10 protein-coding genes are annotated in these 14,363 nt (G+C 45.1%); 6 read left to right on the top strand and 4 right to left on the bottom strand.

The annotated features are described in order from the left end of the window. The coding region (locus BUA78_RS01300) for a transposase (protein ID WP_175548947.1) at positions 1-278 on the top strand (278 nt) is incomplete at its 5' end. A 586-nt stretch (positions 279-864) separates the two neighbouring features. Here the strand turns inward: BUA78_RS01300 and BUA78_RS20450 are convergent. Continuing rightward, positions 865-1,314 carry a hypothetical protein gene (locus tag BUA78_RS20450; RefSeq protein WP_072910486.1) on the bottom strand — a complete coding sequence of 150 codons (450 nt, stop codon included), beginning with the start codon at positions 1,312-1,314 and terminating at the stop codon, positions 865-867. Between the two features lie 204 nt (positions 1,315-1,518). Here BUA78_RS20450 and BUA78_RS01310 point away from each other — a divergent pair, with 204 nt between their 5' ends. Next, positions 1,519-2,610, top strand: coding sequence for a phospholipase C/P1 nuclease family protein (locus BUA78_RS01310; RefSeq protein WP_072910487.1), 1,092 nt, complete (start codon positions 1,519-1,521; stop codon positions 2,608-2,610). A gap of 645 nt (positions 2,611-3,255) precedes the next feature. Here the strand turns inward: BUA78_RS01310 and BUA78_RS01320 are convergent. From BUA78_RS01320 to BUA78_RS20535, 3 genes are all read right to left on the bottom strand, one after another. Beyond that, positions 3,256-3,513 (bottom strand): DUF3781 domain-containing protein, encoded by a 258-nt coding sequence (locus tag BUA78_RS01320; protein ID WP_072910489.1) that lies wholly within the window; start codon positions 3,511-3,513, stop codon positions 3,256-3,258. 77 nt (positions 3,514-3,590) lie between these two features. Then, the gene (locus tag BUA78_RS01325) at positions 3,591-3,836 is read right to left on the bottom strand and encodes a hypothetical protein (protein WP_072910490.1); all 246 of its coding nucleotides are present in this window, start codon (positions 3,834-3,836) and stop codon (positions 3,591-3,593) included. Positions 3,837-4,005: 169 nt separating this feature from the next. Continuing rightward, a complete protein-coding gene (locus BUA78_RS20535) occupies positions 4,006-7,161 on the bottom strand; it encodes a winged helix-turn-helix domain-containing protein (protein WP_238456685.1) in 3,156 nt (1,051 codons plus the stop codon). 213 nt (positions 7,162-7,374) lie between these two features. Here BUA78_RS20535 and BUA78_RS01335 point away from each other — a divergent pair, with 213 nt between their 5' ends. Genes BUA78_RS01335 through BUA78_RS01350 form a run of 4 tightly spaced genes read left to right on the top strand, consistent with a single transcriptional unit; the run spans position 7,375 to position 14,353 of the window. Beyond that, complete coding sequence (locus tag BUA78_RS01335) at positions 7,375-9,657, top strand: MFS transporter (protein ID WP_072910491.1); 2,283 nt, start codon at positions 7,375-7,377, stop codon at positions 9,655-9,657. A gap of 46 nt (positions 9,658-9,703) precedes the next feature. Beyond that, positions 9,704-10,813 carry an ABC transporter substrate-binding protein gene (locus BUA78_RS01340; RefSeq protein WP_175548949.1) on the top strand — a complete coding sequence of 370 codons (1,110 nt, stop codon included), beginning with the start codon at positions 9,704-9,706 and terminating at the stop codon, positions 10,811-10,813. A gap of 27 nt (positions 10,814-10,840) precedes the next feature. Then, on the top strand, positions 10,841-12,178 hold the full coding sequence (locus BUA78_RS01345) for an NHLP bacteriocin system secretion protein (protein WP_072910493.1): 1,338 nt from the start codon (positions 10,841-10,843) through the stop codon (positions 12,176-12,178). Between the two features lie 15 nt (positions 12,179-12,193). Continuing rightward, positions 12,194-14,353, top strand: a complete 2,160-nt coding sequence (locus tag BUA78_RS01350) for an NHLP family bacteriocin export ABC transporter peptidase/permease/ATPase subunit (RefSeq protein ID WP_338011587.1) — start codon at positions 12,194-12,196, stop codon at positions 14,351-14,353. Positions 14,354-14,363 lie beyond the last annotated feature (10 nt).

The raw sequence follows: 14,363 nt of genomic DNA on the forward strand, positions 1-14,363 counted from the left end.
AGATTGCCGAAAATATACGTAATCAAAGTAATATTTATAAGCAAAGGGCGGCTATAGTTGAGCACCCTTTCGGGACGATAAAACGCCACTTGGGCTATACATACTTTTTAACGCGAGGGTTGGCATCAGTAGGCATTGAGACCAATTTGATTTGTCTTGCCTATAATCTTAAGAGAATGATCAAAATAAAAGGAGTGAAGGAGCTCATGCGTCTCTTCAGAGATCCAGCTCGTTTGAAATCTAATATACAGGATGTTTATTTGAGCAAAATTGCATAAAACCTACGTTTTAAGATGTATTCAGCAATCAATTGTTAGACAGTCTGACGTACGGTGGTGTGGGAGGTCGGCTACTCAATTAATGGGTAGCCTCCTACCCGATTATGTAGAGTCATGTCTTTGTTGGCTATAACATGCCACTACTAGATAAAATAGGACAATTTAATTTATAAATAAATATAAAATAATGATATTAATTATTTTATCGACATAGTTCTTAAAAATTATCTAATCAATAGTGATAGAATAGTTCTATTAAAATTTTAAGAAATGATACTTCTGGATAATGGCAATATTGCTATTTCTATATGTAGTAATGCTTATATTTCTATATATGGTTTTGTTATTTGATGATACGAGTCACCATATGGACGTCTATCCCAGGAAATTTAGAATAGGCAATGAAAGTATTTGCCGAGAGACTATTAGAGAGTATCCTCGAAAACTCGTGAAGAAAAACGGGTGAAAAAGGTGAGATTTTCAAAAATCCAACAAACAAGGCAAGGAAACAGTTCGTATCGGCAAAAAAGGCACGGCAACAACCTGCCATTGGCAGATTTTAAAAAACCGTATTGAATCCACAGTATTAGGCGACGGCGCTCACGCCAAAAACGCCTTGGAAATCAAACAATCCTGTAGTTTTCAGCTCAGCAAGCTGTGCATCAAAATGGATGTTGAAAGCCGCTACAGTGGCAAAGAATTTTTGCCGCGAGCTTTGGAGTTTTCCAGTCCATAGTGATGCAAAATGCGGTTGTTGACACGCTCTGCCGCCGTACGCTTCTTCATTTTCCTTAGCAGTCTTCGCCGCAACCCCCCCAATAAACCATCTCATGCCCTCCGGGGCAAAGGGGGACGCCGTTCTTATCCACAGTGAGAGTAGTTTCCGGTTGCCAGAATTAATTGGATTCAGCGCAATGATCACGTTAATATCCCATTTGTCAAGGAGTTCATATGTAGCATAATTGTCGCTTTCAGCCTCAAAGTTACGGAATAAAATCCGTTCTTCGCGATTATTAAGGTGATCCGCATATGTCAAGTGTTATATTGTAAATCTTACAACGAGTTCTCTGGGGGGTAAACCAAAAGTGTGGATTCCGCCAACGTTTTGATTGCATGGACTCCAGGGTTTTCGAGGAATTCTTTTTTGAAAGGGGGGTATTTTTTGAATAAGTCCATAAAAAGAAATATATATTGCTTTTTATGGGTAATAATATAAAATTTGAAGGGAGATATTATACCAATGAGAGTTAAGATTACTCGATTAGTAACAGTTTTATTATTAATGTTTTCTTTAAATGGAGTAGCCTTTGCTTCAATCCCACAAGATGATACTCTTAAAGAAGATGTCTCTAGTCAACAAGTTAGCCAAGAGAAACTAAAAACTGAATTGATTGATGAAAATTCTATAAGGGAACAACAGGATGAATCAGTAACTGAAGCTGTATATAATAAGAAGAAACATTCAGACCATCGTGAGGACAAAGTAAAAGAAGAAACTCCTGAGCAAGGAAGACAACAACGTTTATCAGAGATAAAGGAAAATGCAAAAGAACCGGTAATCAAATCAATTGATGAAGAAGCAATAAGAGCTGCAGAAATAAAGGAATTCGGAAAAACATTAGATGAAATTGCCAAAGAAAGTTCACAATCAGGTGATATTAGTCCTCAATTTACATCCGACTATGATTACTATGCTACAGCTAACAGCACACACAGATGGATTACATGGAAGGCAAAAGATAAACTTAACGAAGATGGAAATAGCAACTGGTATTACTGGGCAAATACCTATAGATCAGATTTATATAAAGGCAGCGATGATGCAGATTTAGACGGGGAAAGCAATGCTTGGCTTTATCATTTCCACGACCCAGACACGAACGAGAACTATCTTGGGGGGAGTAGATCTGCAGCAGATTTGTGCGAGGACCATTTTTATGCTGCTGTTGACTATTGGGGAACTGATACACATAAGTCTATGTACGAGTTAGGGAAAGCCCTTCATTACCTACAAGATTGCAATGAACCACACCATGTAACTGGTCAAATTGCTGGAGCTTCTAACCATACTACTTATGAAGGATACGTAAATGAAGTAAAAGAGTATTATGAAGCTACTGCGTCAGGGTATTATGGCTTCGCTGATTCACCCTGGGATTTTTGTGATGAAGCTGCTGAATATGCTGAAGATTGGCTAAATGACGTTGACGATAATAATGATCAGACTAACTGGGACTTAGCCACTGGTAGCTGTTTAAGAAGGGCTCAGAAAACATCTACTGGTCTACTTGGCCTATTTTTTGAGGAAGTTGGAGAACCCGATAGCTACTAGGAACTAAATTTCTATATCCCTCGTATATTAACAATGTGCGAGGGATATAGATTATAGGAAAGGACAAATCATGATAAATCAACGCTTAAAATTTCTTGTAAAGTCAATGTTATGGTTTTTTGCATTGGTGTTAATTAGTATATTTTTTATTTCTAATGCGTATGAAACTCCCCAAGGAAGAGTTGGGGTAATTGAGAGTATTAATGTGCTTACTTCATCCTTTTTTTTATGTTGTTGGTTCACGGTCTCTTACTTGGCTGGGTATAAAAGAATTACTCATCTATTTGTAGGATGTCTATTATATTCTCTTTTACCCATACTTTTTTTTGTAGGAATCAATATACCCGAGGGAACTTATCTCCATCTCTTAGGTTGGGCATCAACACTTCCTTTGCAAGGTTTCTTTTTTAACAACACTACAATCGGACTTATCTTTTTAATTCAATTAATATTATTATTTTGTGGCTATTATATTGGAAATCGTAAAGCCAATATCGAGAAAAACAGTGACTCATAGCAACTTCCCCGGTTAGTAGTTGCCGTTACTTTCTGGCTTATTACCTACCTTTTCAAGCTCAATGTACTTTCGATATCTCCATTCTCAATCATTCCAGAGTGTCAGAGGGACGGTTCTTTTGACACCATTCAATTCTGTTTTAGCTTGTGGGCAGTAATAATGGTATAGCTATAAGCATTTACCGTTATTTCACAGTCATCAATATTTATATACCAGTTTTTGCCCCTTCTGATGATAGTCGCATTTGGTTTTTGTATTTTATCACTGCACCATGTAACCACATTGTTCACATCTAAAGAAAGATTTTTCTTAATACGGTCAATTCCCATTTCTGTAGTATGTAGCTTATCTATATTTTCAATCAGTTCACATTTCTTATCATTCATGATTAGCCCCAGGGTCCTTTCTAGATTGTTGTAAAATTATAGTGCCAAGGAGAAGGTTCCTTGGCACTCTTTGATCTTTAGTTATTACCTTGGCTTATAAGATAGTCCAGCAGTCGCTCAAACTGCATATTGATTAATTCTTGCACAGGTACACCGGTTTCCTCAGATCTTTTTTCAATGACATGCAGTTGGTTACGGAGAAATTCGTAGATAATGTATTCGGCTACGTCCTCGGGAGTGGAACCCTTTTGCTCTGCATAGTCTTCCAATTTCTGCATGGTAGCCTCAGATAAATTTAATTCAAATGCTTGATTTTCTTCCATAGTATGTTCATCCTTTCACGTTCACTTTACTGTAGTATTCTCTTCTAATCTTAAGTGCCCTGCAAAAATTTAAAAAGTTACCGAAAAATCACTAGCGTTGCATGAAAAAGCAAACACGAAAGTAATCCCAAAAAATTCAAATATTTTTTAAAAATAACAACTGTAACCCTTATTTTAGCGGGTTGCCGTTAACGGTTGATGTATCATAGCGGTGTCCGTGGTAACTTAAAGATGTGCAATGACGGAGCAGTTCTACGGCTTTGCTTCTCTCGCCTGAAGTCCGATAGATTGCCAACAGAGCCTCGGCTGCCTCGAGAAAGCTGTCCTCGCAATGTAACCGGGAATTTTCTGCCCACAGTGCTTCCAGATTATCCAGGTAGCGTCCGGTATAGAGGTCCACTACCTTTTGCGCATTTTCGGGTGTGGCCAGTTGGCGGAATTCTTTCACCGCCTGCCGGAACAGATCGTGGTCGCAGCATATTTCCTCCCTGTTCAGGCGGTATCTCTTGTTTTCATACAAGATAGGATTTTTCGCCCCTAAGGTTTCGAAAGCACTCCGGATTTCTCCCCTGCGGGTGTGAAACAGGTTGGTCACATCGGCTTCACTGTCTGCCCACAAATCGGCAGTGATTTGCGAGCGGGTGACGCCCTTGGGGTGTTCCAGCAGATAGGCCAGGAGTTCACGCGCCTTCTGCGTTCGGATTTTGACATGGGCTTCTTTGTCGTGAGTGGGGGCGATATAAAAGCTTCCCAAGGTATGGATATAGACCCGTTTGGCCACATAGCCGCCATAGGCAAGCATTTCGCGGGTGAAATCCGGACAGATGCCGGACTCCTCGGCCAGCTTCATCACAGAATGAAAGATCGTTTGAAAGCGGAAGTAATAATGGTGGCTGTACTTACGGGAAAGCTCCAAAAAGCGCCGGGTATATTCCTTTGCCGTATCCCGATCCCCTTCCCGCAGATAAATGGCCGCCAGTCTTCCATAAGCGATGGTGGTATAGGCATAGCTTCCGATCTCTTCCCCGACTTGGATGGATTGTTTAAAAAGACGCTTGCATTGTTCAATGTCCTGCCCCAAGATATCTAGAGCGTTGGCCATGCGACCGCAGGCTAGGGATTGGAAAAAAGGCGTGGTATTTTCCAGAAGGGAAAGAGTTTCCTCAATGTACTGACCCGCTTTCTCCGACCGGGCTACCAAGAGTGAACTGAGCCGCCAGGTGCGCACAAACAAAAGGTGATCGCGGGTACTGCGGTTTAAAAGGGAATATTCCTCTGCAAGATTCAGATAATGATCAATGAGTGAAAAACAGGCAGGTTTTCCCTGGTAGTGTTTTAAGAGTTCCGTAGAATGGAGAATCTCTGCCTGAAGTAGGTAAATGATGCTGTATTCTTCATAGAGTCCTAATTCCTTTAAGCGCATAAGTTCGGCTTTCAGAATAGGCAGTACTTTCTCTTCCTGGCCGGTCACCTGATAAGCCTTGGCTGCATAAGCACCGACGCTGTGGCGCATCAGCCAGTCCTGTTCTTCCCGGGGGATAGACAGGGACTTTTCGTACGCCTTGGCACAGCTGCCATAATCGCCCATGTAAAAATAAACCACCGTCAAATACCGCTCGAACCAGGCTTTGACACCAAGTTCGCCGGACGCCAGGCATTGTTCCATCATTTTTTCGATTAGTTCCAAGGCTTCGGAGAGGTGGGAGGTCAGCGTAAGGTTGTAGATTTTCTCAATCATCACGCCGTACCAATCCTGCATGGGGGCTCCCTTTAGCAACGGGAGCAGGCTATCGAGACAGCGGGTGCTTTCCTCGATGGAAACCCTGTTGCGCAGTACCCTGGCCATATGGGTCATGGCGTGCAGGTAAAGGTTTTGATCGTCGCCGCTCAACTGAGGAATAGCTGAACGCAAATATTTTTCTGCCTGATAAAAATTTCCTTGATCGGATAAAATCATGCCCTTGGCCAGCATTGTTCGGGGGAATAAATCCACAGATTGCTTTTCCAGAAAGTCGAGGTAATTTTTCAAATTTCGGGTCCGGTTCCAGGTAAAGGGTTTGGCAAGAATGGCGCCGATACAGTCCTGGACAGCGTTTGTATCTCGTAGTAGCAGGGCATAATCGGCGGCCTGCGTGTAATCCTTAGTGGTATAAAAATATTCCATGGCCTGGCGCAAGACTTTATCGCCCAGGCCTTCGTCATTTTGCTGTAAAAATGCGCGGAAGAGGGCATGGCAGCGATAAGAACTGGCGGCAACCCGTACCGTGAAAATATTACGGCGAACCAGGCTCTCCAATAGTTCCTGGGCATTATCGGTATTGAGCAGCGTGTCGCAGAGCCCAGCTTCCAGTATGGGCAGACCGGATGTTGCTTTCAGGAAATACTGCGTTTGCGCTGGCAGTTGCTGTAAAATTTCGTTCAACAGGTAACGGTAAAGATCCTGATCTGCCTGCTGGCGCGATGCAGCAAGCATCCTACCGTCTTTTGTCGCCAGGCGGTAGGATTGGATGGCCAAAATCCAGCCCTCGGTAGCGGCGTAGATATCCTCATCGAAGAAACCCCACAACTGCTCAGCCTCCTCGCGGCTGAAGCATAGGTCATGCCGAGTAAATTCGGCGATTCCACCGGCCATCTTTAACGGTAGCAGACTGCTCCACAGCTCATAGCGGCTGGCCATAAGCAAAGAGATATTGGAGGGACAGGCCACAGCCAGGGCGGTGAGCAGTTTGATTACCGTATCGTTATGAATCACATGGATGTCATCCATTAAAAGGGATAATTTTCTTTTACCGATAGCTTTCAGCAGGGAGGACAAAACGGTAGCAACAAAAGTATCTCTTCCGGCAAAGGGGATATAGTCTGTTGTATAAAAATCAAAACGTTCCAGCCTTTTCCGCAGGGAAGTCTCCAGATGGGGCAGGAAAAACAGGGGATCGTTAGCTCTTTCGTCCAAAGTGATCCAAACTACATCCCTGTGGCTTTGAGCGTATTGTGCCAAAAGGGTAGTTTTCCCATGCCCGGCGTCCGCATGGATGTAAGTGAGCTTACTGCCGGGAGGACAAAGCTTATTCATCAGGCGGGAACGGGGAATAATTGCAGCGTCCGCCCCGGAGCGGTCAGGATAACTTTGTACGGTGGGGATGTTTTGTTTTGGCTGGCGAATGCGTTCGGACTTGGTCCTGGCATCCGCCGGTTTTTGGGATGTTTCCGGGATCATCCAGGTCCAGCCATGGCGTTCCGCTCCCTTGATGCGACCTTCCAGGCAGAGGGTATGTACCCGGCGCTGAGAAATGCCCCATTTTTCAGCAACCTCTTTAGGCGTCATATATTTCAATCCGCATCACCCCGCTTATTAATTGCCATTTTTTTATTATGAGCCAAACTTCGAACAATATCAATGAAGATAGCTATTTTTCTGCCCGAAAAGCAGGATCAAACAAGAGCTTCAGGATTTATTCGGTTGGTGGCAGTTTTGGTGGCAGCTGTTTCTTTATAATTAGGCAGGAAAAAATGATGCCGCTGAATGGGGATTGAGCCATTGGTTAAAAAAGTGCTCATCATAGCTGTTGGGCTGTTAATGACGATCATGTCTTTTACCGGCTTCGTCAACTATATGACTTTTGCCTCCAATTATAATCACTCTCTCGTCAATGCCTATTCGGTGGCAGGCAGTGAGTTTGTCCGAAAAATTGAATACGCACTTGGGTACGGCAAACCGATTGATAATTATTACGGAATGCAGGATACCCTGAATCAATTAAAAGACTTTATTCCCGAGTTGGAACAGGTTAACATTGTTTCTCCCCAAGGCGATATTTTATACGATTTAAGGGGCTTTGTCCGGGATCGGCACTTGCCTGGTGAACTTCTGAAGGCAGCTGTCTTTCAGCAAGGCTTTGTCAAAGAAAATCTAAGCTATCGTTTTTATCAAGAGAAGGTTTACCTATTTATCGGAATTAATCAGACTCCATCTGATCATAACTCCCCAACGCATTCTGCCGACTTAGTTATGGTGTTCCCCAAGAGCACTTTTTTACAGTTCAACAGTCATTTCATAAGACACTTGGCTGCCTGGTCGGCAGGTGTCACACTTATCGCGCTGCTGTTATTGGCCGTCATCTTTTTTAGAGCCAAATTGTTTCAGAAGGAGTACTTGACAAACAAGAAAATCTTAATCGTCTTCGTTATGGTAATCGGCGGAGCTCAGCTTACCTGTACCGGTGTAAACTATTTTCTTTTTACCAGCGCCTATAGGGACATGGCGTATACCAGCAGGGATTTTGTCCAAAACATCGTGCAAAAAAATATTGACGATATCTATGCCAAAGGGCTCAGCCTGGAAAATATTACGGGGTTTGATCAATACCTCGATTCGATAAAAACTGGCTTACCGCAGATTGATGATATTCGTATTGTCGAATCAGGCACTCAGGGGTCTCCACCATCGAAGGAAGTTCAGGTTACCGTTTCTGATGATTATGTGAATCAGCAAATCTTTAAGGTCCTTTTGGATATGTTGACAGTACTGGTTATCTCGATATTTTTCATGGTAGAGATTACTTTGCTGGCGGTCGTCGTGATGATGATCAGGGGTCCCACCCAAGCCACAGATCAAGGCATTGATGCCAATCCTAAAATCGGCCGTGGGCTGATAAGATCGTTAGTTTTTTTCGTGAACCTATGTGCCTGTATGTCGATCACCTTTGTGCCAATTGTCATGAAAGATCTTTATCAACCTGTCCCTGGATTGTCTACGGACGTGATCCTGGGCCTGCCACTCTCAGCGGAGATGCTGGGGGGAATTCTGGCCATCTTTCTGACAAGTTGGTCGATTACTAAGCGGGGATGGCGGAGAGTCCTTTATACTGGAACGCTGCTTCTGGCACTGGGGAATTTGCTGGCAGGATTTAGTGTGAATGAACTGCTGTTTGTAATTTCCCGGGGGATAGCCGGTTGGGGGTTAGGGCATATTTTGATGGCCTTACGCGGTTTGGTGGTTTCCCTGCCGGAACCCAACATAGCCATTGCGGAATACAGTGCGGGTGCGATAGCAGGGTTGAATTGCGGGCTTGTCATCGGTGGACTGCTGGCGGATCGGATCGGTTACGGGGCAGTATTTTATGTATCAGCTGTCCTGGTTATTGTCCCGTTTATTTTTGTCCGACGTTTTATGACTGCGTTGGAGATTAAAGAAAGAGCAGCCGGCAGTGCCTCCGCTTGGGAAAAATTCACTGATTTTATCACAGCTAAGAAGACTCTCTTATTCCTCCTGTGTATATTTATCCCTTACTTTATCAGCGGTGCGTTTCTGGATTACTATTTCCCCTTGTTTGCGTCTGCTAACGGCCTTTCTCAGAGCGACATCAGCAGGGGATTTTTGTTAAATGGTCTTTTTATTATCTATTTGGGACCGGTTTTAGCCGGCTATGCTGCGAAAAAGCTAGGTAGTATCAAGGGAATGGTTGTATCCATGAGCATTGTGATCTGTGCCCTGACTGTATTTATTGTTTATGGCACGATTGCCGCAGCCTTGGCGACGATCATTTTATTGGGTATTGCCGAGAGCTTCAGTGTTTCACTAAAGACCACCTATTTTCTTACTTTAAAAGGAGTTAGGGATTTGTCAATCCATCAGGGAATCGCTTATTTCAGCGGGATGGTTAATCTAAGCAGAATGGCGGGACCGATGATCTATGGATTGGCTTTATCCCTGGGTACGAGAATGGGAATTAGTCTTATCTCACTGGGTATCTTGCTATTATTATTGGTATTTATCCTTTCTACCAGGTTTGAGCCGACGCACGGCAAGGAGGAGAATTGAGGTCTTTCATATGAAGCAAATAAAAAAAGTCATTATCCTATGGATTGTGTCACTACTTGTCCTGACAGGCTGTTCTTCCAGCGAATTAGCCGTGCAAAGGGAGAAGCAGGCGAAAAAAGCGAACGAGATCGTTGTCGCGGTGCCTGTGCCGTTGGCATTTGCCAAACAAAATACGAAATTTCTGCAGGGCATCAACCTCGCCCTAGACGAGATTAATACGGCGGGTGTCAACGGTAAAAAAATCAAGTTGGCAATCGTGGATGACCAAGCGAACTTTAAAACGGCTGTTGATCTAGCCCAGCGGTTCAGCAGGGAAACCGGTGTCCTTGCGGTGATAGGACATTGGTATTCCGATATCTGCCTGCCGGTAGCCAAAATATACGAAGAAGCCGAACTGTTAACCATTGTACCCACCGTATCCAATCCGGAGTTAACCCAAAAGGGGTATCAGTATATTTTCCAGAGCATCACCAGTGATAAAAAGATTGCCGAAAAAATGTGCGCTTATGCCAAAAGCCAAGGATATAACCGGGTAGTGATTTGCTATGAAGAAAGTTCGTACGGGGAAAACCTGGCGCAGGCTATTGATGAAGAAGCCCAGGAAAACGGCCTGATCGTGATCGACAGAAGATGTGGCTTGGTAACCAGCGAACAGTTGCAAAGCGCCCATGATAAATGGCAGGCTTTGGATTTTGATGCGGTGCTGGTGGCGCTCAATATGCCTGAGGGAGCAAGCTTTATCAGCCGTTTGAGGCAAATAAACCGGGATGCCGCCGTTATAGCTGCTGATGGACTGGATGTAGCCGATTTTATTGACGAACTTGGGCAGAAAGCTGAAGGCGTAGTGATTGTCACGACGTACAGCCCGGATGACAGCAGAAGCCAAATGGCAGGGTTCACGCAAAAATATCAGGCCAAATATCATGAACAGCCGGATGTCTGGGCCATTCAGGGCTATGAATCGCTGCAGCTGATTGCACGTGCGATGGCTGAAACCAAAAGCTATTCACCAGCAGTATTGGCTAACTATTTGCGGCAAATGGAGCCCTGGCCAACTGTTTCAGGGACAGTCAGTTTTAATGAGAACGGGGAAATTGAAGGTCGGAATATTTATACCAAAGTCGTTGTTGACGGCCACTTCCAGTATACGGATTGAATCGGTGGATATAAGGAAGGATTCAATATGTCAGAAAACAAGATTTTCCGAAAAGTAGCTTTGGATCGTTTATCCTCTCCCGAAGAACTGGATCAACGATTAACGGTTGTTTCCCCCATCGGCTGGATGGCGCTGGTCGCGGTGGGATTGTTGATTTTGGCAGGCTTGCTGTGGGGAATTTTTGGCAGAATTTCCGATAAGGCGGTCGGCAGTGGGATTATTATTTCTGGTGGTGGGATTACCGGCGTGGCGCATCATGCGGCCGGTCAGGTTACCGATGTCAGTGTTCGTGACGGCGATCGGGTTTTCAAAGGGCAGGTGATCGCCCGGATAGAGCAAACCGGCTTGGCTGCGGAAATCAATAAGAGCAAAGAAAATCTCGCCGCAGCGAAAAAAATTGACCTGGATAAGCTGGAACTGAGCGGCAACCAGCTTACGATCAATCTATATAGTCAGTTTAGCGAAATTTATCGAGACTACCTGACAGCCCAGGCCAACGTAAATACGCAAAAAAAACATTATGAATCGGAGAAGGCCAATAACGAAAATGAGCTGGAATTGGCCAAAGCACAATACGAGGCCGGTCTGAGAAAATACAACAATTACAAAACTTTATATGACCAAGGGGCTGTTTCCCAAGATGAACTGATCGAAGTGGAACAAGAGTACATGAACCGGGTCTACAATACCAAAAAATACAAGTTGAATGAACTTCCTTTAGCCCAGTTGAAAGAGGCTGAAGCCGCTTTTGCAGCCCAAAAACAAAGGCTGAAATATACCATTACCGTTTATATTGCTGATCTGGAAAACAATATTCAAAAGATGCAGCGAGACTTGTTAAACAACAATGATGTGATCGCCGGTGTTTCCGGCAGGGTGCTGGAAATGAAGCTCAAGAAAGGTGATATGCTGCAGGCGGGCGGTGTTATCTGCACCATCGCAGAAGAAAATGAACAAACCGATTCCCTGGAGGCCATTCTTTATGTTCCGGTGGAGAAGGGAAAAAGAATCATACCCGGCATGGCAGTGAATATCAGCCCGAGTACCGTGAAGAAGGAAGAGGAAGGTTTTATGCTGGGCAATGTGGTGTCGGTCTCGGAGTATCCAGCGAGTTCCCAAAGAATGGCGCTGACCCTAGGCAACCCTGACTTGGTGCAGCAGTTGTCGGGCAATAATGCAACGATTGAGGTGCGGGTAAAGCTGATTATGGACAGCGGTACCATTAGCGGCTATAAATGGTCCACCCCGCAAGGGCCGGCCATTGTCATAGATGATGGGACTTTCTGCAACGGGGAAGTAAAGGTTGAGCAAAAAAGGCCAATCAGCATGATTATACCTTTTATCAAAAAGATTTTGCCCATCTAGTGTGAGGTGATGACTTTGCTGGCGAGACCAAAAGTAAAAAGAGTTCCGGCCGTTTTGCAGATGGAAGCGGTAGAGTGCGGCGCGGCTTCTCTGGCTATGATTTTTGCTTATTACAAAAAATATCTGCCTTTGGAGCAAATGCGGGTTGACTGCGGGGTTACCCGGGATGGGGTAAAGGCGAGCAACATTTTAAAAGCTGCCCGGAGATACGGTTTTGAAGCCAAAGGCTTCCGCAAAGAACCTCAAGACTTGAGAACCATGCCCCTACCGGCCATCATTCACTGGAATTTTAACCATTTCGTGGTGCTGGAAGGGTTTGTTAAAGATCAGGTTTATATTAATGATCCCGGCAGCGGTCCTAAAATCATTTCCGAAGAGGAGTTTGATTTGGCGTTTACCGGCGTAATCTTAACCTTTGTACCGGGTGCCGCATTTCAACCCGGCGGCGAGAAAAATAGCTTCATTGTTTCTTTGCGCAAGTGGCTGTCCGGTTCCCGAAGCGCCATCCTTTATCTGGTTATCATCGGACTGCTCATGGTCATCCCGGGGTTGCTGGTGCCGGCTTTCAGCAAAATTTTTATTGACGATATTTTACTGGAGGGTAAGGGCGACTGGCTGAAACCTTTGCTGTGGGCGATGGGCGTGGCGGCTGTTGTGCAAGGCGTGTTGATTGCCTTGCAGCAGTATTACCTGCTGAAAATGGAAACCAAAACGGCCGTCAGCAATGCCGCTAAGTTCTTCTGGCATATCTTCCGTCTGCCGGTGGAATTTTTCCAACAACGCTCAGCCGGAGATGTTGCCAACCGCATGCAAAGCAATGATGAGGTAGCTGGCTTTTTATCTCGGGAACTGGCTGAAACAGCCATCGGCCTTTTGACCATTGTTTTTTATTTTCTGGTTATGCTGCAGTTCAGCGTACCGCTGGCGCTAATCTCCCTGCTGCTGGCTGCTGTAAATATCGGCTATCTGCTTTATTCATCCAATAAAATCGAGACGTTAAACGCTAAGCTGCTACAAGATCGAGGCAAGGTCATGGGCTTTTCCATCTCCGGCTTGTACATCATCGAAACCTTGAAAGCTTCCGCGTCGGAGTCGGACTTTTTTGCCAAATGGTCGGGCTATCACGCCAAAGAGATCAATTCCCAGCAAAGTCTGGGGAAAACCACCCAGATATTGCTGCAGCTCCCGGAGTTTCTATCGGAGTTTGCCAATGTAATCATCCTGTTTGTCGGAGGTCTGACCATCATTAGCGGGCACTTAACCATCGGTTCCTTAATTGCTTTCCAGGGACTGTTAGCCAGCTTCATGCAGCCGGTCAACGGACTGACCCAAATGGGCATGCGGCTCAAAGAGGTACAGGGTGATATCAACCGCTTGGAGGACGTTTTCAAATATAATCTGGATGAAAACGTCATTCGCGAGGCCGAGACAGAAAAAGAAGATGATGCTTACCAAAGGCTGGCGGGTTTTATAGAAATAAAAGATTTGTCCTTTGGCTACAATCCCTGGGATCCACCATTGATTGAGCACTTTAGCCTCAGTCTCAACCCAGGTTCGCGGGTGGCCCTGGTGGGAGGTTCGGGCAGTGGGAAAAGTACCATTGCCAAACTAATCGCCGGAATTTACCGTCCCTGGTCGGGAGCAATCCTCTTTGACGGAAAGCAGCGGGAGAGCCTACCGCGCAGTGTCATCGTCAACTCCCTGGCAGTTGTCGATCAGGATATCACTATGTTTGACGGTACCATCAGGGAAAATCTGACCATGTGGGATTCCACCATCTCGGAATTCAGCCTGCTCCGGGCTACCAAAGACGCCTGCATTCATGATGATATTACCTTGCGGGATAAGGGGTATGACCATAAAGTAAGCGAGGGAGGGGCCAATTTCAGCGGCGGCCAGCGGCAACGATTGGAAATTGCCCGGGCGTTAGCCGGGAATCCGGCCATCTTGATTCTGGATGAGGCAACCAGCGCTCTCGATGTTCATACGGAAAAACTGGTTGACGAGAATATACGCCGGCGGGGCTGTACCTGTGTGATTGTGGCCCATCGCCTGAGCACCATCAGGGATTGTGACGAAATCATCGTCTTGGATCGGGGAAAGATTGCCGAACGCGGCACCCACGATGAATTGAAAAATGCCGGGGGGCTTTACGCTCAATTGATTAGCGCTTAACAGCCCGCAA

It is taken from the genome of Desulforamulus aeronauticus DSM 10349, from assembly GCF_900142375.1.
GTDB lineage: Bacteria > Bacillota > Desulfotomaculia > Desulfotomaculales > Desulfotomaculaceae > Desulfotomaculum > Desulfotomaculum aeronauticum.